Below are 22594 nucleotides of genomic sequence, written 5' to 3'. Positions count from 1 at the left end.
ACTTCTCCAATCGCAGGGTGAGCTCATGGGTTTTGAGATTTTCAGGAAAATGGATTGGTCCGCACTGGTGCATGAATACGACCTGGACGGAAAACGCCTGCTGCCGTGGGACAGATACCCCATGCCGTTTGCCGCCGGCTGGTGTGTCGTCAGACCCCACACTCACAGCGAACCTCACGTACAGATCGACCAGGAAATCTTCATTGCCCTTAAGGGCACCGCCCGACTGGTGATCGGTGACGCGCAGTATCTGTTTGAAACCGGTGACATCGCCGCGATTCCCAAGCACACCAATCACTATGTCATCAACGACAGCGACGAAGACTTTCACTTCTACGTGATCTGGTGGGACAAGTTTATCGCGGGGGACTACATGAAGGCCGATATCACTCATCTGGAGAGCGAGAATGTCTAGATTCATTGTCACCATCACACCTCCCACACCCAATGGCGATCTACACATCGGTCACCTGGCCGGACCATTTCTGAGCGCCGACATCTTCACCAGGACCCAACGGCAAAAAGGCCACGAATGCGTGTTGGTTTCCTACTCCGATGATTACCAGTCCTACATGTTGCGCCGAGGCCGGGAACAGGGTCGTGAGCCTGCGGTGGTGGGCGAGGAAAATACTCGCAAGATCAAAATCAGCCTGCAGATGGCAGGTATCGAGATCGACCACTGGATGAGCTCTCTGGACAACGCATTTTTTCGCGATGCTGTGCTGGAGCTCTATCACCAGGGTGTCAGCGATCACAACATCTATCAGAAAACCGTCCTGGCGCCCTATTGCCGAGCCTGCAATGTATGGGGCTATGAAGCCTTCGGCCGGGGCCAGTGCAGCAGTTGCGGGCAAGACTCGGACGCCAGCCAGTGCGAAGAATGTGCCTGTGCACCGAATTATCTGTACATGAAGAACTTCCGGTGCAAGCTCTGCGGTGGCGAACATGAATGGATGGAGAAAGAACACGCCTATCTGAACATTGGTAAGAATGTGCACAAACTGCAGACCTGGCTCGGTAACAGTGCGGTGCGCCTCAACTCGCGAGCTTTCGTGGAACGTGAGCTGGCACCGACCCCACAAGACTGGCAAATCACCCGCCATGGCGATGCTGGCCTGGATATCGGCCAACCCGGCCTGGGCAAGACCCACACTTGGTTCATGGGCATGGCCGGGTACATCGCGGCGACTCGGGAACACTTTTGCGTCAACCAGCAGACACCCGAACTGTTCGATACGTTCTGGCGTGCCGATGACACCACGTTAGTGCACTTTCTCGGTTATGACTGCCTCTACAGCCACGGGATCGCCTACCCGATCCTTCTGGCGGGCAGCCCCTACGCGAAAACTACTCAGCGCCTCTACACCAATATGTTCTTGAAACTCAATGGCCTGAACCTCTCCACCAGCCGAAACCATGCCATATGGATTCGCGATCTGGTCAGTGACTACGACACTGACCCCGTCAGACTCTACATGGCGTTGCTGGCGCCGGAAGAGCAAGAAAGTGACTTTGTCGAAACGCAATTCGTTGAATGGCACCAAGACTTCTACCAAGACAAACTCGAAGTGCTCACCGTCGCCGCCATGCAGGAATCGCCGGCGTTCTGGTTGGATGGCATGCAACGCAATGAACACAGGCTGCTATGTGAGGTGTACAACCGCTGGTCCACAGTGACGAGCGCCGACAGCTTCTCCAGCCGCAATCTGGCCCTGTTGGCGGTGGAGCTTTACGAACTCGCCTACTCTCGGCTGCAAGCGGGACAACCCCTGTACTACCTGATGGCACTGGCATCCTGTATTTGTGCCCCGATCACCCCGAGCCTTTCCAGACAGATCCAGAAACGCTGCGCGATCAGTGAAACGCTGGTCCTGGACAATCTGATCAATGCCAACTTCCTCGACTACTCCATCTAGGGGAAAGGCCATGCACAGCGATTTCGAAGTGGCCGTCATCGGCGGCGGGATTATCGGGCTGACTATCGCTGCGTTACTCGCGGAGCGTGGTGTCGATACTTTGTTGATGGAGAAGAGCCGCTGCGGTTATGCCGGTGCAACGGCCCATACTGGGGGTATATGTCGTGCATTCGAACCGAACCCTGAGCTAGCCAGGATGGCCGAAGTAATCGGTCTAGCACCCGGCGAAACCGAGGTGGAATCAATCTTAAGTAGCCATCAGACGACAACCGGCGCGCTTTACCGAATGCCGCTGTCGTTTTCAATGGCCCGCTGTGAGGCCCGGGTTCAAGGGATCTCACCCGCAGCTGCGGCGCAGTTGGTTGGCCGTCCGCTCGCCCATGACGGTGCTTACTACCATGAGCCCAGCGCCGCGATCAGCGATGTCCACGCCACAATGAGCGGGCTGCGCGCCGCGTTGCGCAAGCACGGCTGCTTGATCGAACACTGCGAGGTCCAACGACTGGTGGAGCGCAACACCCAGGTCGAGATTCATGGCCTTGAAACCGTCTATCGCGCACGGTTGGTGATCAATGCAGCAGGCTCTGGAAGCCAGGTTCTGAGCTACATCAAAGACGCCCAGGTACGCACCATCCCCTATTTCAAGTTCCGGGGGCCGCTCGTCCCCCAACTGCCTTGTATCGATTATGTCGCCAGCAACTACATCCTTGCCCTACCCGGCGGTCTTGTGCAAAGCAGCACGGTAATCAGGCCCAGTCTGTCAGAGATAGAAGGCGACCCTGGATACCTGCGCACCATGGTCGAGGATTGCAAGCAGCGGCTACAGGATCTGTTGGGCAACGTCGATGAGTATTCGTTGCTATCAATCGATCTGGCAACCGACCTGTATACCCCGGACGGGTTGCCCAGGCTGGGGCCACAACATCCCGGGTCAAGTATCTGGCTAGCGACCGGTTTCAATGGCGTTGGTTACAAATACGCCTTCCCGATCGCTGCGCGCATCTACAGCCAAATAGCCCGACAGCGTTAACCATTACCCTGCTGCATTCCTTGAAATAAACGTCCAGGGAGGGACAAGCATGTCCTTTTGCATCGGCATATCCGCAATTTTCGAAAGTTTCAGGACAGTGCATGCCCGCACCTTCCTCGCGGCTATCAATCACTTCATCAACACACACGACACCCTGGGGCTGAGGTTTGTCTTCGAAGATGACGACGCCAGTCCTCAGGGGGGGCGCCGAGCCGCGCAGAATCTCATCGCCAAAGGCGTCGATGTGGTGGTTGGGCATTTTTCTTCGGACGCCGCGGCAGGCGCGCTGCCGTTGTATCAGGCATCCGGCATTCCAGTACTGCTGCCGGCAGCGACCAAGCAGGATCTGCTGGAAGGCGCCGCACACGCCTTTCGTCTCTGCCCATCCGACAAAGACCTGATGGAGCTACTGGCCAAAAACCTGATCATGGATGCCCCACGAGGAAACGTGTTGATTGTTCATGATTCAACCGAACACGGTAAATCCCTGGCACGAGTGCTGACTGCAATTTTAGCTGGCTCCAGCATGTTTGTTGCCCCAACGCTCGAGCTGGCCGAGGTGGTGGTTTATTGCGGGCGATTGAACAACAGCATCCGCTACGTCAATTCCCTTCTCAACGAGCATCGTGACCTACCGATTTATCTCACCGACGATGCGCTTTCCAACTGGTTTATTCAGAACACCTCGCCTTTGCAAAACCTTCGGATCGTCGGCCTGGTAACAGCCGAGCCTACCTATTTCCAGGAAAGTCTGGCTGCCCTGCAAATCGCCAGGACTCTGAGCCACTGCGGCGAGATGCTCGATGCACTGCAAACCGCCACCTTCAATACCGTTCTGGGTCAGGTGCAGTTTTGCAACGGCCAAAATCGTTTCGCCCACGCGGCCCTTTGGGAAATACGCGATCAACGTTTCATCCCTTCCACTTCTGCTTGATCACAGGTGCCACATGCAGGTTACTCCCGACTATTACGAGATGATCAATATCGGCTTCGGCCCCGCTGGCATCGCCTTGGCGTGCGCCCTCGAAGACGCCGCCCATGGCCCGCTGGAAACAAGGCAGTGTCTGTTTCTGGAAAAGAACGCCAGCTGCGCCTGGCACCCGGAATTTCTGCTGGACGGCACTGACATCAATCACCATGTATTGCGCGACCTCGTCACACCGCGCAACCCGCAAAGTCGGCATTCGTTCGCCATGTACCTCAAGGCACATGACCGCTTGTATCAGTTTGGTCTGCTGGGCCGTCCGGCCAGTCGCAATGAATGGTCCGACTATGTCGCCTGGGTCGGCAAAGCCTTTTCACCGTATGTGCACTATGGGGAGGAGGTCCAGGAAATCCGCCCCGTCATGGAGGACGGCCAGGTCGAGCAGTTGCTGGTCATGACCACTAAAGGCCAATACCTGACTCGCAGCCTGGTGCTGTCTACCGGAAGCACACCGAATATTCCCAGGCAGTTCACGAAACTGGACACTTCGAGAGTGATCCACACCTCGCGTTACCTGAGCAGTATCGACACATTGGATTGCCAGGGCGCTTGGTCGTTTGCGGTCATCGGGTCCGGCCAGAGCGCCGGAGAATCCATCGTCGATCTGTTGAACCGTTTTCCCAACGCCCAGGTCACCTCCATCCACCGCAGCAGCGGTTTCAAAATTGCACAATTGGGGCAGTTCCCCAACCAGGCGTTCCATCCGGATCGCGTGGCCTATTTCCATAAACTGGGCCAGGTCGAAAAAGCGATGATTCTGGAGGAAGTCAAGTCCACCAATTATTCCGGTATCGATGTCGACGAAAGCCAGGCGCTGTATTCGCTGTTTTATGAGGGATTGGTCAGCAATAAACCAAGGTTGGCGTTGAAGATCTTCACTCAAATCGAATCGGTCTCACACACCCCGACAGCCGTCACCTTGCACACCTGCGACCCCTACACCCTGGAACGCAACAGCGTCAGCGTCGATTACGTGATCCTGGGTACAGGCTACCAGCAAGACTACATTCCTTCCGTGCTCTCGCAACTGCAACCATGGCTGACCTTGGGCACTGACAACGGTGTGCTGGTCGAACAGAACTACAAGCTGACCACTACCGCGTCATTTAAACCCACCCTTTTCGTCAACGGCCTTTCCGAGCGCTCCCACGGCATCGGCGAGGGGCAGTCGTTTTCCTTGCTGGCCATGCGCGCCGGCATCCTGACCCACTCATTGTTCTGAATACCTACAGGTGTCGACATGTATAACGCCTCTTCCGATATCGTGTTTGACGACGTATTCCTCACCGTCAAGGGCCTGGGCATCCGCTGCGCCTTAAAACTGGACTACTTCAACGCCGCCGGCTCGATCAAGATGAAAACCGCTCTGGGCCTGGTCTTGAGCCTGGAACAGAAAGGTCTGATCAACAAGCACACTACGCTGATCGAATCCTCATCCGGCAACCTCGGCGTTGCCCTGAGCATGATCTGCGCAGAGCGTAAATATCGATTCATCTGTGTTTGCGATCCTAATACTTCCGAATCCAATCTGAAGTTGATGAAAGCCCTGGGTACCCGGATTGTTCAGGTGGACACCAAAGACTCCAATGGTGGTTTCCTGGGTACCCGAATTGCCTATGTCCAACAAAAAATAGCCGCGGATCCGAGCTGTCTCTGGCTGAATCAATACTCAAATCCGGCCAACCCAGAGACCCATGCCCGTACCACCGCCACCTCAATCTTCAATAGCTTCACCCGGGTCAATTACCTGTTCGTGGGAGCCGGCACCACCGGGACGTTGATGGGCTGTATCGATTTTTTCAAAAAACACAGCCCTTACACCAAGGTCATCGCGGTGGACAGTCTGGGGTCCGTTACGTTTGGCGGGCCTGCGGGAAAGCGGCATATCCCGGGCCTGGGCTCCAGCCAGATGCCGCCCTTGTTTCGCGCCGACAACCTGCATGCCCTGGAAGTCGTCAAGGAAGCAGACACCATCCAGATGTGCCGCTATATGGCCAGGGAGAACGGCCTGTTGTTCGGAGGTTCCACCGGCACGGTCCTGGCCGGTGTATTGGCCTGGAAAGACCGGATTCATCCCGACGCGACCGTGGTTGCCATTTCTCCGGATGCCGGTGAGCGCTACCTGGACACGATCTACAACGACGATTGGGTACGTGCACGATTTCCAGAGTATGACTTCACTCGCATCCGCCCCAGCGCTCTTACAAGAGACAAGGAGTACTCCAATGCCTAGTACCTTGAAGAATCAGGACTTTCACGTCGTCGGCGGAGGCACCGTTCGCGATATCTTGAAGCAGTTTCCAAACCTGGCCCTGGATGTCGTCCGGGACACTTACCTGCAACATCATTACGGGTGCACCGAGAACCCGGACAGCTATTTTTTAAGGTTCAAGGACAGTCCTGCGGACCGGATTATTGCCCTTCCCGCTGCCTGCCTCGCGGGTCCGGATAAAGTGGCCGGGATCAAATGGATCGCCAGCTTCCCGGGCAATACCCGCCATAACCTGCAACGCGCTTCGGCCACGTTGATTCTTAATGATCTCTCCACGGGCTATCCCATTGCCTTGCTGGAAGCGTCAATCATCAGCGCCGTGCGTACGGCCGCCTCCGCGGTATTGGCAGCGTACTGCCTGTTGGAGCACCGCACCGAGATTTCGCGGTTGTCATTTATCGGGGCGGGCATCATTTCACGAACCATTCTGGAGCAGTTCCAGATCAACCAATGGTCGATCGGCCAAGTCGTGATCCATGACACCGACCCAGCCTCCGCCCGGGCGTTCAAAGCCTATGCCATGGATCTGGGGTTCGACTGTAACCTGAGCGAAAGTCTCGACCAGGCCTTGCAAGGTGACGTCGTGGTGCTGGCCACCAACACCTCACAGCCCTATATCGATGAGCGCTACCCGTTACGGCCTGGCGCCGTGCTGCTCAACGTATCCCTGCGAGATTTGGCGCCTTGCCAGATCCTGAAGGCGTTCAACTTGACCGACGACATCGACCACTGCCTCAAAGCCAACACCTCGCTGCATGTGACAGAACAGCAAGTAGGTCATCGCGATTTCATCAACTGCACCCTTGCCCAACTAATGCTCGGCGAACGCGCCCCCGACCGTTCACGAACCATGATTTTTTCTCCCTTTGGCCTGGGTGTTCTGGACGTGGCATTGGGTAAAAAGATCCTGGACCTTGCGCTTTCCCAACACCAGACCGTCCCCGTGAACAATTTTTTTGAATCCACCGCCCGCTGGAGCTGAACCATGCGTATAGCAATTATCGGTTTGGGCGCCACAGGCTTGCTGGCGCTTACCAAGACTTTTTCCATGGCCAAGCGTCACCCTCACATGTCGATATCCGTACATGCCTTCGATGCCCAGGCACCTGGCCAAGGCGTCCACCGCAGCGATCAGGCGAGTTACTTACGCCTCAATACCGTGGCAGGACAGCTTTCGATGTTCGAAGATGGCGATTTTTCCCTGTTCCCCCGGCAAGCGTTTCGCCCCACACTTTATGAATGGATGACACATCAGCATCCCCACGCTATCAGTTGCGAGCAGGATCGCTTCGCCTTCTTACCGCGTAAATACCTAGGTCTCTATCTGCAGTGGTACTTCACGCAATTACTTGAGCGCGTACCTCTCAATGTGCGATTCGAGACCTCGTGTCGCTTGATCCGCTCCGTCGAGGAGGAGCCGGATGGACGTTTTCGACTGATCGCTTCGCCGCCAATGAACGGAGCCTTCGACACGCTGTTGTTGTGTACCGGGCATGGGGTGCTGCATGGCAACGAACCCTCTACCCCGGACATCAAGCCCTATCCATTGCCCGCCGCCCTTGATCACATTGCCAGTGGTTCGGCAGTGGCCATCCAGGGCGTAGGATTGACCGCCATGGATGTAGTGGCCGCGTTAACCACGGGCCGAGGTGGGATCTTTGAGCAAACCGACAGCGGATTGAGGTATTCGCGCTCCGGCCGAGAACCGGTGATCAGCCTGTACAGTAACTCGGGAATGCCCTACCGAGCGCGACCGGAAATCAACGATGCGGTCATCCGTCACCAGCCTCTGGTCATGACGCAGGAGAGAATCGATCGGATCAGGCGCGAGACAGCGACTCAAAAAATCGACTTTGAAAAAGACCTGCTGCCGCTGCTTCATCAAGAAATGACGGCTGCGTACTACTGTGCCTGCGCCGCCCAATACGAAAAAAGCGCGTATGCCTATCAGGAGCAATACCGCGATGTCCGGACAACGCTCCAACACGCTCAGGCCAGCGGGAATCTATCCGCCGCATTGGACCGCCTGGCCAACGACTACGGCCCTTTTAAGGTGCAGGAGGTTCTTACGTGTAGCCCGCCCCTCCATCTGACCACAAAGAACTACCCGCATTGGTTTGTCACGCAACTTCAAGAAGATTTGCGGGACAGTGCCCTGGGCTGCCAACACAGCCCACTGAAGAAATCGTTAGAGATCTGGCGTGATCTGCGCGATCAGTTGTGTTACGCCATTGACCATCAGGGATTAACCGAGGAGGCCCACCGCACCTTCTATACAAACTACTGCCCGCTCATCAATCGACTGGTTGCCGGGCCACAAAAAGAACGCCATGAAGAACTGATTGCATTGATTCAAAGCGGAACTGTTCATATTCTGCCAGGCTATAGCGCCACTAACAGTTACAACTCCACCACCCGCAAACATACGGTCACACTGAAAAAACCCGAACAGCAATGCTTGCTATTCGACCACCTGATTAACGCTAATATCAACACACGAGATTCCCAGCGTCACCTGTATGCTTTGCTCAATGACGTCACCGAATCTACGGCTGAACGTTCTCATCTGGCGTACAGCGATTTCACCTCACTTCATCAACCTGAGTTTGTCCAGCGCCTTTTGCGAGAACGGATTTACGTATTTGGTCCGGTTCTGGAAGGGGCCAGTTACTACAATCACTACGTGCCGTCCAGTCACCGCTCGCGTCTTTCATCAGCCCTTGAAAAGTGCCTGAGCAATGCAGTCAACCATTACACTCACTGCTTTAGCGAAACGTTCTGAAAACAAGTGCTTAGCTTATATTTCCATCTGCTGGAGAATGAGGTTCTTGCGCCCTTGCATAGGTATAAGTTTGAGATTAGCGTAGGTGCATCAGGCCTGCCAACGCTGACTTCATCACCCATAGCGCACGTTTAACGATAACACCGCAATCACCTGAACCCTGATGCACCACAACAGAGCAAGAACTACTCATAAGGAAATATTTGATGCTGTGTCCAGCCCATACTTCCTGAATGCACCGAGGTTAATGTCGGGCAATACTTTCTTACCACAACCTATCGCCGTCCACAGCGGTGAGGAAACAAGTATTGTCCTGAAACAAGGGTATTCGTGATTAGCAGTACGAATTGCGCCGCGGCTAAACGACAACAAGGACTGAACGATGAGCCGATCCATGCCATTATCATCGCTCCATGTATTTGTGGAAGTTTGCAAATACAACAGTATGAAAAAGACGGCCGATATACTGTGCGTTACACCAGGCGCTATCAGTCAGCAGATAAAAAACCTGGAAGACCGGATGGCCGTAAAGCTGTTTGAACGCTCTCATCGAGAAATCAGCCTGACCAGCGCCGGGAAAAACCTGATGGAGCAGCTGGCGGTCTCCTTCAACAACATCGAAGCCGTGTGGGAAGACTTCGAGTCGTTCAGAACTAAATGCGCCCGCCTCTCGGTCAATACCACTGTGTCATTTGCCAGTTCCTGGCTGATCCCACGGCTCACGCGTTTTCAACAGCAATGGCCTGATATTGAAATCAACCTATCGACTTCCCATTACTCGGCGGATCTGCGCCGCGATGGTATTGATGTCGCTATACGCCATGGGCTGGGAGCGTCAGCCGGTCATTACAGCGAAAAGCTATGGACACCCAAAATCGTGCCGATCGCCAATCCCGCCTTGCTGAAAAACGGCCACCGAATCGAGGCACCTAGCGATTGTCTGCACTATCCACTGCTTCAGGATGCGAGCCGGTCGAACTGGAAACTCTGGCTCAAGGCTCACGGCATAGAAGACAGCCGCTCACGTCGTGGTTGCAGCTTTACCGATGATCACCTACTGCTCGGCGCGGCCATCGCTGGCCAAGGCTTGGCGTTGGTCAGTGACCTGTATGCTCGCCCCGCTATCGAGGCCGGATGGGTCATACCCGTGCTTGAAGCTTCGTCGCATACCGAAATGGCCTATTACTTGGTCAGTGCACATGAACAAGCGGACGATTGGAAAATAAACATCTTCCGAAACTGGATAAAAACGGAAGTCAGCCTGTTCTTCAAGACAAGCGACCCATCTACTATCATCCGTCAGCTTGATTACGCCTGTGAGTAGCGCGAGCGACACAACAACAAACGTTTGCTCATGCTCGCAAGACCGATCCGTAGACCGTGCGGCTTCACCGCCTGAACACCGTTGACACCCGCCACATGGGCCCCGCCCGCCCAGGGCCCGGTGGGAGCAAGCTTTAGGCAATTACGGCCGCTGAGCGCAGACGTCGTCTGGATCGGGCCAGCGCTAGCCCCCTGAACGGATGCGCTCGACCAGACGTGCCTGCAGCAATTTGAGCTCCTCGGGATCGGCCTTGCCCCGCCCATGTATGCCCGCCTCTTCGCCCTCCCAGCGAGGGACTATGTGGACATGAATGTGGTAGACCGTTTGCCCCGCCGGGGCACCATTGAACTGCGCGATCTGCACGCCATCGGGCTTCAGTTCGTCGACGATGACCCGCGTGAGCCGTTGCACGGTAGCCATCATCGCGCCCAGTACGGCGGGCTCGACCTCGAGAATATTTCGCGCCTGGGATGCTTTGGGAATCACCAGGACGTGGCCGCGTGACTGGGGGAAAACATCCAGAAACGCCAAGACATCGGCATCTTCGTAAATCTTGTAGGACGGCGCTTCGCCGCGAAGAATCAGCGCGAAGATGTTCTGTGGATCGTAATCGCCGTGCAGGCTCATGATCATTCCCTTAAGCGGTTGTTGGAACAGTTGACTGCCAGCAAGCCGGCATCGATCGATCGGAAGGTTTAGCACAATCACCTGGCGGTTTTCCATAGAACGGGCAAAAGCCCCGGTACTTTGCAGTGCCGGGGCCTGATGTTGCGTGGCGTCACGCGCGGTTGTTCAACGTGTCATAGGCTTCAAGCGAACGCAGCGAGTAAATGTACGCGGCGCCTGCATTCAGCGAGATCGCGGTTGCCAGGGCGGCGGCCACTTCCTCGCGGCTCGCCCCAGCCTTGATCGCCGCGTCGGTGTGCGCGGCGATACAGCCATCGCAGCGGGTGGTGACCGCGATCGCGATTGAAATCAGCTCGCGGGTCTTGGCATCGAGTACGTCGTTTTCGCTGGCGGCCTCCCCAAGGGCCATGTAGGCCTTGACCATTTTCGGGTTGCTCTTGCCCAGCGCGCCAAAGGCTTTTTGAATGGTGGGCAACAATTCAGACCAGTTGTTGAACATGGCATTAACTCCTGAGTGGGTTGGGTGTACTGTTTCGACGCCCTCAGTTTTTCACTCTGGCGCGGGTCGATTTTGTTCAATCCGCTCAGTTTTTTTGGCGATGCTCTCAAATGAATGCAATCGATAAACTCATGAGCCTGGCCAACGTGCGCGGTAGCCTGGATCTGCGTTGTCAGTTTCAGGGTGACTGGGCGTTGGATCACGAGCAACAAGCCCTGGGCAACGCGCCCTATCACATCGTGTTGGCGGGAGAGTGCCGGGTGGAGTTTCCCGATGGGCAGCGTTTGCCCATGCGCGCCGGCGACATCCTGCTGTTGCCTCGTGGCGCCCGGCGTGTCTTGCATAGCCCAGGAAAAATGGTTGCGCCCTCCTCGCCAGAACTTGTCCTGGGTGGCGCGTTGCCGATCCATCGGATTGGCGGCGCCAGCGCGGACCTGGACATGTTGTGCGGTAGCTTTCACTTCAATCGAGCGTCACTGCTGCTTGCAGCCTTACCCGAATACCTGGTGATTCCCAGCGGCGCCTTGCCCGCCAACGGGCCGCTACCGACCCTGGTCGAGGTCATGCGAGCAGAGGCGGATGAGGACAAGGTCGGCGCTCGTTTTCTGCTCGATGCGCTTTCCCAGGCATTGTTCACGCTGATTCTGCGTGCGCATCTGGCAAGTCATGGCCAGCACAGCGGCTCGCTGGCCCTGCTGGGCGATAAACGTCTGGGGCGAGCCTGGCAGGCGATGCTGGCAGATCCGGCCTACGAGTGGACAATTGAAGGCCTGGCGGACCTCGCGAACATGTCCCGCGCGAATTTCATGCGTGCGTTCATTCGCGTGGCCGGGGTATCGCCTTGGGTGTTGTTGACGCAAATACGCATGGAGTTGGCGTTCAGTCTGCTGAGCCATTCACATTTGGGCTTGAGCGATATTGCCGTACAGGTCGGTTACCAATCCCAGGCAGCGTTCAGCAAGAAATTCAAGGAGGTTTATGGGCAGGCACCAGGAAGAGTGCGACGCAGGATCTAGCCTGTGGCAAGGGCGCTGGGGTGCGCAGCAGCCCTAAGATCTGCCATCGCGGTGCGTCAGGTTGATTGTGTTCAGCTCTTTTGGGGGCTGCTGCGCAGCCCAGCGGGAGCAAGCTCCCTCGCCACGGGTTCTGTTGGGCTGGGCGATTGGGGCGAGATGAGCACCTGCTCAAACGTCCAGAACCAGGGTCTCACTGCCCTGCGCCGGCACTGCGCAACAGATCAGCACCTCATCCTCGGCAACCGGCTCGGCCGGACTGTTCAGATAATGCACCTGCCCCTGGCTCAACCGGGTCTTACAGGTGCCGCACGAACCACCGCGGCAACTGAACTCCGGACTAAGGCCCCGGGCCTCGGCGAGTTCCAGCAAGGTCCCGCTGCCTGGCTCCCAACGGGCCTCCTTGCCGGAGCTGGCGAACAATACCTTTACCGTCTCGCTCGATGCAGGCACTTGCGGGATCGCCGGCACACTGATTTCGGCGTCACGCACCAGCGTGGATGGGCCGAAAGTCTCGGCGTGAATGCGATCATCGGGAATGCGCAATTTACGCAGCCCGTCATACAGCGACTGGGTGAAGCTGCCCGGTCCGCAGAGGTAGTAGTCGTAGTCATCGAGCGCCAGCAGCTGCTTGAGTAGCTCGACATCAATCCTGCCCGTCGCGTCGTAACCTTGCCCGGCTCCGTCGCTCGGCGGTTGGCTGACCACGCGCAGGACTTTGACCTTGCCCCCAGCGCGGTTCGCCAGCTCATCGATTTCCTCGCGAAAGGCCAGGTCGGCAACCGTGCGCGCGCTTTGCACCATCCAGACCGGCCGCATCCGGCTCATGCGCAGGCCCTGATAAACCACCTCGCGCAACATCGACAACAGCGGCGTCACACCCACGCCCGCCGCCAGCAGCACCAAGGGCCGCCGCTCAGTGGCCTGAACGGTGAAGTGCCCTTGGGGCGCTCGCGCCTCAAGCTGCTGCGCCACCTCGAACCGGTCATGCAGGTGCGAGGAGACCAAACCATCGCGCTTGACGCTGATGCGCAGGAAGTCATCCGACGGCGCACTGGACACGCTGTAGGTGCGAATCAATGGCGCTTTCTGCCCCTCCAGCGAAATCCGCACGGGCAAGTGCTGGCCGGCGTCAAACCGGGGCACGCCCGCGCCGTCGGCCGCTTGCAGGTAGAAGGAGCGAATGTTGTGGCTCTCATCCACCACACGAACCACGCGCAATGGGCGCCAGTGGGTCCGCAGGGCTTCGGCCTGCAAGCGCTCGGCGGCTTGTTCCCAGCTCCCGGTCATCAATGAGTTGGGCGAGTCGCCCGCGCTCTGGTCCTTCCAGCGCAGCGGGACCGCTGCCGGGCGGTAAACAACGCGCTGCGGCTTGAAGCGCAGCAACCGCTCGGCCCCCTGGAACGCCGCTATTTCGGGATCGTCCAGCAACACTTGGGCTGAACCGGTCATTTGCAGAAGGTCGCCGGTCTTGAAATCGATAAAGGTAAGGCCTGCGCGGGGATTGAGCAGGATGTTGCCCAGGGTGTTGAAGAACAGGTTTCCGGAAAAGTCCGGAATGGTCAGTGTGCCGTCCTCGTCCATGCGCACAAAACCTGGCTTGCCGCCACGGTGGGACGCATCGACCTGCCGCTCGCCGTCGCGCTCCACATAGGTGGCGATGTAAAACGAATCAGCCGCTGTGATCAGACGACGGGCCAGTGGGTCCGTCGCCACCAAGTGCCGAGCGTCGCCGGCCTGTTCCCGGACAAAGGAATATTGGCGCAGGTTGATATAGCGAGGGCAATTGCCATAGGCCTGACGTACGGATATTTCCAGCCCGTGACCGAGCAGACGGCAGATGTTGCCGTTCATGCGGTTGCGCCGGCGGGTGTGCAACTCGATACCCAGCATACCGATGGCATCCCCCTCGCCCATGCCCTCCTGGGCCGGATCGCTGGGTTGCGGCTCGATATTGATCTGCAGGGTTTGCGGATCCGGTGAGCTCATGAAACCGGGTTTGCCGGTGCGCAGGGTCGCCCACACGTCACCTTGCCGATCCACGGCGCCCAATACCACGAAAGGCAACTGCGCGTAGAAGTCCCGGTGCTGGTCCGGCATCCAGTCGCGTGCCAACTGCCGCTGGCCGACGCTGGTCATCATGTCGACCGCACCGACCGAGCGCTGCAAGGTCAGTTCGCCTTCATGCCAGGGTGAGGGTTGTGCTTTCGAGGCTTCGTCCATCAGCTACTCCTCGCGCCCGCAGCCTTGCAGACTGCGTTCAGACGCTACGGTCAGGGGGACTGCGCTACGCCTCTTGCCGAGGGTGCATTGCAGGTGGGGTTATCTTCTTCCCAAAGGGATTGGGGAGGAATACGCACGAACTGCAATCCACCGTTTCATAAACTGGAATGAACGCGCCCGAAGACGCCTGCGGAGGGAATCACCAGGACCGGACAGTAAGCCCGTTCATCGCTGAAGGTCAGCGCCCCAGGGCAAGGGCGATCTTCAGTTGCAAGTCGTTTTCGGAAAATGGCTTGTGCAACACGGGGCGATGGGCAAACTCGCTAGGCAGCCCGCTGGCACCGTATCCGGTGCTGAATAAAAACGGAATCTGCCGAGCCTGGAGAATCTCGGCAACCGGAAAAACCCGCTCACCGGCCAGGTTGACATCCAGAATGGCCAAATCAATCGCCACCTGGTTCGCCACTTCACACGCCGTAGCGAGCCGGGCCACGGATGCCACCACCACGCATTCGAGTTCTTCGAGCATTTGCTCGACCAACATGGCGATGGCGCCTTCGTCCTCGACCACCAGCACTCTGACTCCGGGGAACGCACTCATGGGCTGGACGCGCCGAGCGGAAACGAGAAACGGCAGACAACCCCGTGCGGGTCGAAGGTAAGGTCAAATGTCCCGCCCAAATCGCGCTCGATGCAGCGTTTCATCAAACGAGAACCCAGCCCTTCCCGCTTGGGCTGGGAGACCGCAGGCCCGCCCCGCTCGCACCAGTCCAAGGTCAGCAACATACCCTTGGCTGCTGGTTGCACAGACCATTTCACTGAAAGCGTGCCGGTCTCGACTGACATCGCTCCGTATTTAAGTGCATTGATCGCCAGCTCATTGAGGGTCATTGTGAGGTTGAGCGCCACTCGGGTGCTGACGTCCACAGGGTCGCCCTCGACCACGATGCGACCGGGTTCCTGGCCAAATATCGGCATCAGCACTTCTTGAGCAAGGGAACCCAGGGGCGTATGCCCCCAATGCCGCCGGGTCAACAGATCATGGGCCCGGGACAACGCCAGCAACCTGGCTTCGAAACGCCTGTAACCATCTTTCGCATCTTCGGCATTGCGCGCCGTTTGTGCCGCCAGCGATTGCACAGTGGCCAGGGTGTTCTTGACCCGATGGTTGAGCTCGTCGATCAGGGTTTTCTGCCGGTTCTCCGCCTGCTTTCGCTCGGTGATGTCCACCAGCATGTTGATGGCGCCCACCAGGTTGCCATCGGCGTCATGCAGCGGTGTGGGGTAAGGCGCAAACGGCACACGAGTGCCATCAGGCCGCTCGGCAATGGCCTCGACACCGCGTATCGGGCGGTTTTCCTTCAAGGCCACCGCCATCGGGCATTGGTCGTGGGGAAGCGCGCTCCCGTCAGTATTGAATATTTTCCAGGTCACGCACCACAGGTCACCCAGTTGAGGCGTTCGCCCGGACAACTCGACAGCGGCCCGATTGAAGAAGGTGATGCGCCCTTGCGCGTCGGTGGTATAAACCGCGGCGGGTAAAGCCTCGAGCAGATTGCGCATGTGCCGTTCACTTTCACGAATCTGGCTTTCCATTCGCTGGGCGAGCGTGACGTCGATGGTGAAACAGCGTGTGTGAAAGAGCTTACCGTCCTCGAAACGCCCATTGGAGGTAATCGCTACATGCCTGATCGTGCCGTCTTTGGCCCTCAACCGCGCGGGATAGCTGTCCAGACTTTCGCCGCTGCCCAGTTTGTTGAGGATGTCACCAATAACGGACTCATCGACATGAAACTCCGTAATGTGGCGGCCAATATATTCTTCAGCCGTGTAGCCCAGCATGTTCAGCTCGGCCTTGTTGGCACGCTGGATAATGCCCGCGTTGCTGACAATGTGAAGCCCCACCGCGCTGTTTTCAAAAAAATCCTCGAGGTCGGCACTCTTGCGACGAAGCTCTTCGGCCATGGCATGGTGCGCCGAGACATCCTGGAAGCAATTGATCGCCCCTTGAATGGCCCCGCTTCGATCTCTAAGGGGCCGGATGTTCACAAGGGCGACGATCCGCGCTCCGTCTGGACGCTCAATGATCACTTCCTGATTGCGTGTGGGTACGCCGCTGTTGAGAGCCGACGCCATTGGGCAGTCCTCAAAAGCCAGCGGCGTACCGTCGGGCAAGAAAAGCCGGTGCGAGCCACAGAAGCGGTCACCGTGCTCGCCTAGTACCGGCACCCTACCCCACAGCTCGGCGGCCTCACTGTTATACCTGACGAGCCAACCTTCGCGATCGCAGAGATAGACCGCCCCCGGAATGGCGTCGAGCGCGCTCGCTCCCATCGTGGCCAGACTTTCGTACTCGCTCGATGTGCGGGTTTCCACGGGTAGCTCTTGAATGTTCAACATCAGTAAATATCCTCAATCCACCTGGCTGAAGCGCCCCTTGCTGTCCATCGCCCCCCTTTGTAATACCCGGAGTCGGTGATGCCAGCTCGGATAAATGACTTCAAGTGCGGGTACGGATATTTGTCGTAAAGCTGCGGTATTGGAGTCTAGATCCCCATTCTCTTTGCGAGTTCAGGAAAACTCAGCGGCACGTAACCGGTGGCCGAGAAAGGGCTGAATCAAATCAACCGACGTGCGGTGCAGCCCCATGAGTTAAGGGCCCAATCGACTCAAATCAGTCACTTATTTGTGGCCCAACGCTTTTTGCATTCACTGCCGGAGTCGCCTGAGCCGATAAAAGTGGCAATGACCCCGGAAAAACAGGCACAGCTCGGTTATTCCCCTATGCTTGTTGCAAAAGGAAGCCGTCCAATGTCATCACAAGTGTTACACGTGCATGGCCTCAAGACTGCCTGTTCCAATTGCAGCGTGCTTGAACTGTGCCTGCCCATTGGGCTGACAGGCGGTGAAGTCGAGCGTCTCGACACCTTGATCGCCCAGCGACTGAAGATCAAAAAGGGCGCGGCGCTGTACCGCACCGGCGATCCGCTGCGCTCGCTGTATGCCGTACGGCTGGGCTTTTTCAAGACCAGCATCTTGTCCACGGATGGCCGCGAACAAATCACAGGGTTTCAGATGCAGGGCGAAATGCTCGGTCTGGACGCCATCAGCACCGATCATTACGCTTGCACAGCGATAGCCCTGGAAGACAGCGAAGTCTGCCCGCTCCCCTTCGCGCTCCTGGAAAAACTCGCCCGCGACCTCCCCTCCCTGCAGCACAACCTCAACAAACTCCTGAGCCGGGAAATCGTACGTGACCACAGCATGTTGCTGTTGATGGGCAACATGAATGCCGATGAGCGTCTGGCGGCGTTCCTGCTGAACCTGTCGCAACGACTCAATATGCGCGGCTACTCCTCCAGGGAATTTGTCTTGCGCATGAGTCGCGAGGCCATCGGCTCCTATCTGGGCCTGCGGCTGGAAACCATCTGCCGGGGGATCGCCCACCTGCGAGAGGAGGAACTGGTGGACATGCATGGACGCAACGTCACCATCCTAGACCTGCCCGGCCTCAAGCAAAAAGTAGCCGGTTGCCATCGTCACTCAGAGCAGTAAAAAACCAGTCGATGCGTTCACATCACCGGTTATCTGCTTGCCGCCTGACCGACCACCCTGTTCGCTCGGTAGGTCGTCTTTCTGATCCTCACCAACTTACAGACAGTTGCCCGACCGCACGGGGGCTCATTACGCCCTTGTTGATTTAGCTCAATGCGTCGGCCTCACCCAGGGGTAAAAAAGCAGACCGGGCCCTAACAGCTCGCCCGCTTTGCATCATCTGGAGGACGCCTCGATGAGCGACTTGACCCTGCGCAAAACCATTCTGGAAGAACTGGAATTTCAACCCGACCTCAACGCAGCCCATATTGGCGTGGCCGTGGACAACGGCGTTGTCACCCTCTCCGGCCACGTCAGCAGCTATGCAGAAAAAATCAGCGCTGAACGCGCTGTCAAAAACATCGAAGGCGTGCGCGCGGTGGCTGAAGAAATCCAGGTTCGCTTGAATAAAAACGCCGGCACGGCAGACGACACCATTGCCAATCGCGCCCTGAACATCATCAACTGGAGTTCCGACGTTCCCGAGGGCGACATAAAAGTCGTCGTCCAGAACGGCTGGGTCAGTCTGGAAGGTGAAGTAGATTGGCAATACCAGAAAGAAGCCGTGGAGCGAGCCGTGTTCAAGTTGTCCGGCGTCATGGGCGTCAACAATCGGCTGACGCTGCGCCCTCGAGTGGACGCCGACAATATCCAGCACCGTATCGAAGAGGCCCTTAAGCGCAATGCCGAAGTGGACGCCAAGGCCATTCACGTCAAAGTTGATGGGGATGTGGTGAGGCTCGACGGCAAGGTCCATTTATGGCGCCAGCGTAAAATCGCGGAACGGGCGGCCTGGTCGGTGCCGGGGGTTAGAGAGGTGAACGATCATCTGTTGCTGGTCTGAGTCGCTGGCCCGGGGAGCCAACGCTCACTCCGGCGATGAGTGCGCTGCCTGTCATCTGATGCCGTTATTGAGCTGAGGCCATGAAAAAATCCGAGAGGATGCCACCAATGAACACACCCTCGTCACACACGTTTGATGGACTTTCTGGTTCTCCCCACCCGATTGAAGCGGTAACAGCACTGGCTATGCCAAAAAGCCAGAAACTCGAGCAGGAAGACGAAACCTTTCCATTTGGCGTGTAAGCCAGTTAGCAGTCCGGCCGCCCTACCCCTGAGGGCCGGCGGTCGACTCCCGCTGCCAGGCTCGCTGCAGCAAATCGATGACGATTTCATCCGATGTCTGGGGGAAGTCCTTGTACCAATAGCCTATGGAAACCAGCCAGTCAGGAATCAACGGACAAATCACCTCATCCACTTCGCTGCGTAGCGCCTCCAGCGTTTCAAGCGGCGCAACCGGCACAGCGACCACGATGCGCGAGGGCCCTTGCGTGCGGACCGCGTGGATCGCTGCCATCATCGAGGCCCCTGTGGCCAGACCATCATCAATCAGGATGACCACCTGGTCCTTGAGCTGTACAGACTCACGCGTGCCTCGATACGACTGTTCACGACGCAGCAGCTCCCGGGTCTCCCGGGCGACCACGGCGTCGAAATCAGCCTGACCAATCGGATGGGCACGAAGAGCGTCGTCATTGAGGATCTGTATGCCACCACTGGCAATGGCGCCCATCGCGAACTCGGGGTTGGACGGCACACCCAGTTTGCGAACCAGCATCAGGTCGAGGCGCACGTGCAGAGCGGTGACCACTTCATAAGCCACCGGAACTCCGCCGCGCGGCAAGGCCAGGACGATGACATCGGGTCGATGGGCGTATTTGAACAAAGCGTCCACCAGCCCTTGCCCTGCGGCGCTCCGGTCTTTCCATACTGTTTGCATTGAGGGACTCTGACTCATTGGAAAACCTCCACAGGCTGTTGCGCCCCGTCGTTCAGCGTCAATCCAGCGTCCTCTGATAGAGCTGCCGGTGCGTTGATTTATGTCAATTTCCCTGCAAGGCAGCTCAGCCCTTCTCCTATGAAATTCACACACTCACACCCTGCATAACCTCTGATCTAAATCAATGCTCCCTACCCTCTTCACGCAGAGATTAATAACCAGCGTTAGGACCTTCGCCTGGGCGAAGGTTGTCGACCCCCTCGTCTCGTGGAGACTTCATCATGGCAACGCACCTGCAAGGCACCGAGCCGGTCATCCCGACCGTTAAACCTCATCCTTTGGCCGGCAGTTTGCGAAAGGTCGAACCCAAACGTCTGTCATTGAGCCTGCTGGTTGCGCTAGTGGTCGGTTCGATGATCGGCAGCGGCATTTTCAGCCTGCCCCAGAACATGGCCTCCAGCGCGGGAGCCGGGGCTATCCTGATCGGCTGGCTGATTACCGGCGTAGGCATGCTGTCACTGGCCCTGGTCTATCAGACTCTCTCCAACCGCCAACCGGAACTCGATAATGGCGTGTTCGCCTACGCCCGTGCGCTGGGGGGTGAGTTTCTGGGCTTCAATTCGGCGTGGGGCTACTGGATCAGCGCATGGATTGGCAACGTCAGCTACCTGGTGATTCTGTTCGCGGCGCTCAGTTATTTTTTCCCGCTGTTCGGCGAAGGCAATAACAAAGCCGCGATCGCCGGTGCGTCTGTGGTGCTGTGGTCCTTGCACTGGATGATCCTGCGCGGGATGCGCACCGCCGCCAAAGCCAACGCCCTGACCACCGTGGCCAAGGTTGTGCCGCTGTTGCTGTTCATCGGTCTGGTGATCGCCGGGTTCTCCAAAGACACCTTCATGGTCGACTTTTGGGGCACGCCGGCATTGGGTAGCACCCTGGATCAGGTCAAGAGCACCATGCTGGTGACGGTCTGGGTCTTTATCGGCATTGAAGGTGCCAACGTGTTTTCCGCCCGTGCCGCCGACCGGGCGGATGTGGGCAGGGCCACGGTGATCGGTTTCGTCCTGACGTTGCTGCTGCTGATTGCCGTGTCGCTCCTGTCTCTGGGGATCCTCAGACAACCTGAACTGGCTGCCCTGAAGAACCCATCCATGGCGGGTGTTCTGGAGGCGGTGGCCGGTCCTTGGGGTGCGGTGTTGATCAGTATCGGCCTGATTGTGTCGGTCGGTGGTGCGCTGCTGGCCTGGACCCTGCTGGCAGCGGAATCGGTGTTCACGCCGGCCAAGGAAAAGGTCATGCCCCGCGCGCTGGCCTCGGAAAACCAGCACGGCGCGCCGGCCAACGCGCTGTGGATCACAAACGGCTGCATTCAGTTGTTTCTGTTGTTGACGCTGTATTCGAGCGCCAGCTACCTGGCCCTGATCTCGCTCGCTACCTCGATGATCTTGCTGCCGTATCTGTTCAGCGGTCTGTACGCGCTGAAGATGACCTGGCAAGGCCAGACCTACGCCGGGCACCGCGCCCTGCAATTGCGCGACATGGCCATCGCCTTGGTCGCCACCACCTATTGCATTTGGCTGCTCTACGCCGCCGGCCCTCGCTACATGCTGCTCAGCGCCCTGCTCTATGCCCCCGGTTCGCTGATTTACCTCAGCGCCCAACGGGCCAGGACCGGACATGCGCTCAATGGTTTCGGCTGGGGGTTGCTGCTGGTGATCTGGGTGGCGGCGATCTTTGCCGGCTGGATGCTCTGGTCCGGACAACTCTCGTTGTAAAGCTTGCAAGCGTGCATTGACCCGTCCGGAACCAGCGCCTGGCAATGATGCCAGGGCCCGCCCGGACATCACCCAAGAGGAAAACCAAATGTCCAATTCAGTGAAAAAAATGCCGGTCGATACCCAAGACAAAAGTCAACATCCGGTCAAGCATGACCTTTGGCATCCACTGGAAAAACTCCGTCAGCAGGTGGATCACCTGTTCGATGATTTCAACCGGGGCACAGGCCTTTCTCCCTTCAGTCGCGGGCTGTTCGACGTCGAGCCCTTCTGGCGCCGGGAGTTCTCTGCAAGCCTGCCAGCCGTGGACATCAGCGAAAAGGAGAAGAGCTTTGAAATCACCGCCGAATTGCCCGGAATGGATCAGAAGGACATCGAAATCCGGCTAGCCAATGGCAACCTGGTTATCAAAGGGGAGAAAAAGGAAACCAAGGAAGAAAAGAAGAAAGGTTATTACTTGTCCGAACGCCATTACGGCTCCTTCGAGCGGGTGTTCAACCTGCCAAAAGGGGTCGACAGCGACAAGATCGAAGCCCAGTTCAGCAAAGGCGTGCTGACCCTGACACTGCCTAAAAAACCGGAAGCGTTGAAAGCGGAAAAGGTCGTGCCGATCAAGGCTGACTGAATGCAGTACACCTTGCCCCTCGCCGGCCAACGACGAGGGGCTTTTTCTTGCCTGTGCATTTCTGCGTGAATGAATTTGCTCAAATGTGCTGGTGCAGCTAACGGCCTGTTCGCGAGCAGGCTCGCTCCCACAGTTTTCGAGTCGTTTGC

General features: G+C 57.6%; 19 protein-coding genes and 1 pseudogene. 14 read left to right on the top strand and 6 right to left on the bottom strand.

The genetic code is table 11. From position 1 onward, the window contains the following. Positions 1 to 25 precede the first annotated feature (25 nt). The 8 genes and pseudogenes from BMY45_RS09015 to BMY45_RS08975 all read left to right on the top strand — a co-directional run bounded on the left by BMY45_RS09015 (position 26) and on the right by BMY45_RS08975 (position 10309). Positions 26 to 415, top strand: a complete 390-nt coding sequence (locus BMY45_RS09015) for a cupin domain-containing protein (protein ID WP_092396761.1) — start codon at positions 26 to 28, stop codon at positions 413 to 415. Then, complete coding sequence (locus BMY45_RS09010; protein ID WP_092396759.1) at positions 408 to 1916, top strand: methionine--tRNA ligase; 1509 nt, start codon at positions 408 to 410, stop codon at positions 1914 to 1916. The genes BMY45_RS09015 and BMY45_RS09010 overlap by 8 nt, the downstream gene beginning before the upstream one ends. 10 nt (positions 1917 to 1926) lie before the next feature. Next, complete coding sequence (locus BMY45_RS09005) at positions 1927 to 2946, top strand: NAD(P)/FAD-dependent oxidoreductase (RefSeq protein WP_177193325.1); 1020 nt, start codon at positions 1927 to 1929, stop codon at positions 2944 to 2946. A gap of 49 nt (positions 2947 to 2995) precedes the next feature. Then, positions 2996 to 3880 carry an ABC transporter substrate-binding protein gene (locus BMY45_RS09000; RefSeq protein WP_092396755.1) on the top strand — a complete coding sequence of 295 codons (885 nt, stop codon included), beginning with the start codon at positions 2996 to 2998 and terminating at the stop codon, positions 3878 to 3880. 13 nt (positions 3881 to 3893) lie between these two features. Next, positions 3894 to 5153, top strand: a complete 1260-nt coding sequence (locus BMY45_RS08995) for a SidA/IucD/PvdA family monooxygenase (RefSeq protein ID WP_177193324.1) — start codon at positions 3894 to 3896, stop codon at positions 5151 to 5153. A gap of 18 nt (positions 5154 to 5171) precedes the next feature. Next, positions 5172 to 7185: pseudogene (sbnA, locus tag BMY45_RS28140) on the top strand (2,3-diaminopropionate biosynthesis protein SbnA). Between the two features lie 3 nt (positions 7186 to 7188). Further along, positions 7189 to 8985: an FAD/NAD(P)-binding protein gene (locus BMY45_RS08980; protein ID WP_092396747.1), complete on the top strand. Its 1797-nt coding sequence runs from the start codon at positions 7189 to 7191 to the stop codon at positions 8983 to 8985. 394 nt (positions 8986 to 9379) lie between these two features. Then, entirely contained in the window at positions 9380 to 10309 is a 930-nt protein-coding gene (locus BMY45_RS08975; RefSeq protein ID WP_218157834.1) for a LysR substrate-binding domain-containing protein, read from the top strand. A gap of 183 nt (positions 10310 to 10492) precedes the next feature. Here the strand turns inward: BMY45_RS08975 and BMY45_RS08970 are convergent, their stop codons facing one another. Then, the gene (locus tag BMY45_RS08970; RefSeq protein WP_092396743.1) at positions 10493 to 10936 is read right to left on the bottom strand and encodes an HIT family protein; all 444 of its coding nucleotides are present in this window, start codon (positions 10934 to 10936) and stop codon (positions 10493 to 10495) included. A gap of 151 nt (positions 10937 to 11087) precedes the next feature. Next, on the bottom strand, positions 11088 to 11435 hold the full coding sequence (locus tag BMY45_RS08965; protein WP_092396741.1) for a carboxymuconolactone decarboxylase family protein: 348 nt from the start codon (positions 11433 to 11435) through the stop codon (positions 11088 to 11090). Positions 11436 to 11545: 110 nt separating this feature from the next. Here BMY45_RS08965 and BMY45_RS08960 point away from each other — a divergent pair, with 110 nt between their 5' ends. Next, entirely contained in the window at positions 11546 to 12451 is a 906-nt protein-coding gene (locus BMY45_RS08960; RefSeq protein ID WP_092396739.1) for an AraC family transcriptional regulator, read from the top strand. Between the two features lie 168 nt (positions 12452 to 12619). Here BMY45_RS08960 and BMY45_RS08955 read toward each other — a convergent pair whose 3' ends face one another. The 3 genes from BMY45_RS08955 to BMY45_RS08945 form a co-directional block, all read right to left on the bottom strand. Beyond that, positions 12620 to 14671: a 2Fe-2S iron-sulfur cluster-binding protein gene (locus BMY45_RS08955; protein WP_092396737.1), complete on the bottom strand. Its 2052-nt coding sequence runs from the start codon at positions 14669 to 14671 to the stop codon at positions 12620 to 12622. Positions 14672 to 14909: 238 nt separating this feature from the next. Then, on the bottom strand, positions 14910 to 15272 hold the full coding sequence (locus BMY45_RS08950) for a response regulator (protein ID WP_092396735.1): 363 nt from the start codon (positions 15270 to 15272) through the stop codon (positions 14910 to 14912). Continuing rightward, a complete protein-coding gene (locus BMY45_RS08945; protein WP_092396733.1) occupies positions 15269 to 17071 on the bottom strand; it encodes a sensor histidine kinase in 1803 nt (600 codons plus the stop codon). Before BMY45_RS08945 ends, BMY45_RS08950 begins: the two co-directional genes overlap by 4 nt. Positions 17072 to 17482: 411 nt before the next feature. Between BMY45_RS08945 and fnr the strand changes: the two genes are divergently transcribed. The 3 genes from fnr (at position 17483) to BMY45_RS28135 (ending at position 19351) form a co-directional block, all read left to right on the top strand. After that, a complete protein-coding gene (fnr, locus tag BMY45_RS08940) occupies positions 17483 to 18226 on the top strand; it encodes a fumarate/nitrate reduction transcriptional regulator Fnr (RefSeq protein WP_092396731.1) in 744 nt (247 codons plus the stop codon). A gap of 235 nt (positions 18227 to 18461) precedes the next feature. After that, the gene (locus BMY45_RS08935) at positions 18462 to 19109 is read left to right on the top strand and encodes a BON domain-containing protein (RefSeq protein ID WP_092396729.1); all 648 of its coding nucleotides are present in this window, start codon (positions 18462 to 18464) and stop codon (positions 19107 to 19109) included. Between the two features lie 80 nt (positions 19110 to 19189). Next, positions 19190 to 19351, top strand: coding sequence for a hypothetical protein (locus tag BMY45_RS28135; RefSeq protein ID WP_177193323.1), 162 nt, complete (start codon positions 19190 to 19192; stop codon positions 19349 to 19351). Positions 19352 to 19373: 22 nt separating this feature from the next. Here BMY45_RS28135 and BMY45_RS08930 read toward each other — a convergent pair whose 3' ends face one another. After that, a complete protein-coding gene (locus BMY45_RS08930; RefSeq protein ID WP_092396727.1) occupies positions 19374 to 20063 on the bottom strand; it encodes a phosphoribosyltransferase in 690 nt (229 codons plus the stop codon). Between the two features lie 263 nt (positions 20064 to 20326). Between BMY45_RS08930 and arcD the strand changes: the two genes are divergently transcribed. Both arcD and BMY45_RS08920 read left to right on the top strand, forming a co-directional pair. Continuing rightward, complete coding sequence (gene arcD, locus BMY45_RS08925) at positions 20327 to 21820, top strand: arginine-ornithine antiporter (protein WP_092396725.1); 1494 nt, start codon at positions 20327 to 20329, stop codon at positions 21818 to 21820. Between the two features lie 88 nt (positions 21821 to 21908). Further along, positions 21909 to 22445 (top strand): Hsp20/alpha crystallin family protein, encoded by a 537-nt coding sequence (locus BMY45_RS08920; RefSeq protein WP_092396723.1) that lies wholly within the window; start codon positions 21909 to 21911, stop codon positions 22443 to 22445. Positions 22446 to 22594: the final 149 nt, after the last annotated feature.

The sequence above is a fragment of the Pseudomonas sp. NFACC39-1 genome (assembly GCF_900110355.1).
GTDB classification, from domain to species: Bacteria; Pseudomonadota; Gammaproteobacteria; order Pseudomonadales; family Pseudomonadaceae; genus Aquipseudomonas; species Aquipseudomonas tehranensis.
This window is presented reverse-complemented; position numbering and strand designations above follow the sequence as displayed.

Coding starts and splice junctions, on each gene's coding strand:
- BMY45_RS08975 (WP_218157834.1), top strand. CDS start 9,380: ATGCCATTATCATCGCTCCATGTATTTGTGGAAGTTTGCAAATACAAC.
- fnr (WP_092396731.1), top strand. CDS start 17,483: ATGTCATCACAAGTGTTACACGTGCATGGCCTCAAGACTGCCTGTTCC.
- BMY45_RS08935 (WP_092396729.1), top strand. CDS start 18,462: ATGAGCGACTTGACCCTGCGCAAAACCATTCTGGAAGAACTGGAATTT.
- BMY45_RS08965 (WP_092396741.1), bottom strand. CDS start 11,435: ATGTTCAACAACTGGTCTGAATTGTTGCCCACCATTCAAAAAGCCTTT.
- BMY45_RS09000 (WP_092396755.1), top strand. CDS start 2,996: ATGTCCTTTTGCATCGGCATATCCGCAATTTTCGAAAGTTTCAGGACA.
- BMY45_RS08995 (WP_177193324.1), top strand. CDS start 3,894: ATGCAGGTTACTCCCGACTATTACGAGATGATCAATATCGGCTTCGGC.
- BMY45_RS08955 (WP_092396737.1), bottom strand. CDS start 14,671: ATGGACGAAGCCTCGAAAGCACAACCCTCACCCTGGCATGAAGGCGAA.
- BMY45_RS28135 (WP_177193323.1), top strand. CDS start 19,190: ATGAAAAAATCCGAGAGGATGCCACCAATGAACACACCCTCGTCACAC.
- BMY45_RS09015 (WP_092396761.1), top strand. CDS start 26: ATGGGTTTTGAGATTTTCAGGAAAATGGATTGGTCCGCACTGGTGCAT.
- BMY45_RS08980 (WP_092396747.1), top strand. CDS start 7,189: ATGCGTATAGCAATTATCGGTTTGGGCGCCACAGGCTTGCTGGCGCTT.
- BMY45_RS09010 (WP_092396759.1), top strand. CDS start 408: ATGTCTAGATTCATTGTCACCATCACACCTCCCACACCCAATGGCGAT.
- BMY45_RS08930 (WP_092396727.1), bottom strand. CDS start 20,063: ATGAGTCAGAGTCCCTCAATGCAAACAGTATGGAAAGACCGGAGCGCC.
- BMY45_RS08920 (WP_092396723.1), top strand. CDS start 21,909: ATGTCCAATTCAGTGAAAAAAATGCCGGTCGATACCCAAGACAAAAGT.
- BMY45_RS08970 (WP_092396743.1), bottom strand. CDS start 10,936: ATGAGCCTGCACGGCGATTACGATCCACAGAACATCTTCGCGCTGATT.
- arcD (WP_092396725.1), top strand. CDS start 20,327: ATGGCAACGCACCTGCAAGGCACCGAGCCGGTCATCCCGACCGTTAAA.
- BMY45_RS08945 (WP_092396733.1), bottom strand. CDS start 17,071: ATGTTGAACATTCAAGAGCTACCCGTGGAAACCCGCACATCGAGCGAG.
- BMY45_RS09005 (WP_177193325.1), top strand. CDS start 1,927: ATGCACAGCGATTTCGAAGTGGCCGTCATCGGCGGCGGGATTATCGGG.
- BMY45_RS08960 (WP_092396739.1), top strand. CDS start 11,546: ATGAATGCAATCGATAAACTCATGAGCCTGGCCAACGTGCGCGGTAGC.
- BMY45_RS08950 (WP_092396735.1), bottom strand. CDS start 15,272: ATGAGTGCGTTCCCCGGAGTCAGAGTGCTGGTGGTCGAGGACGAAGGC.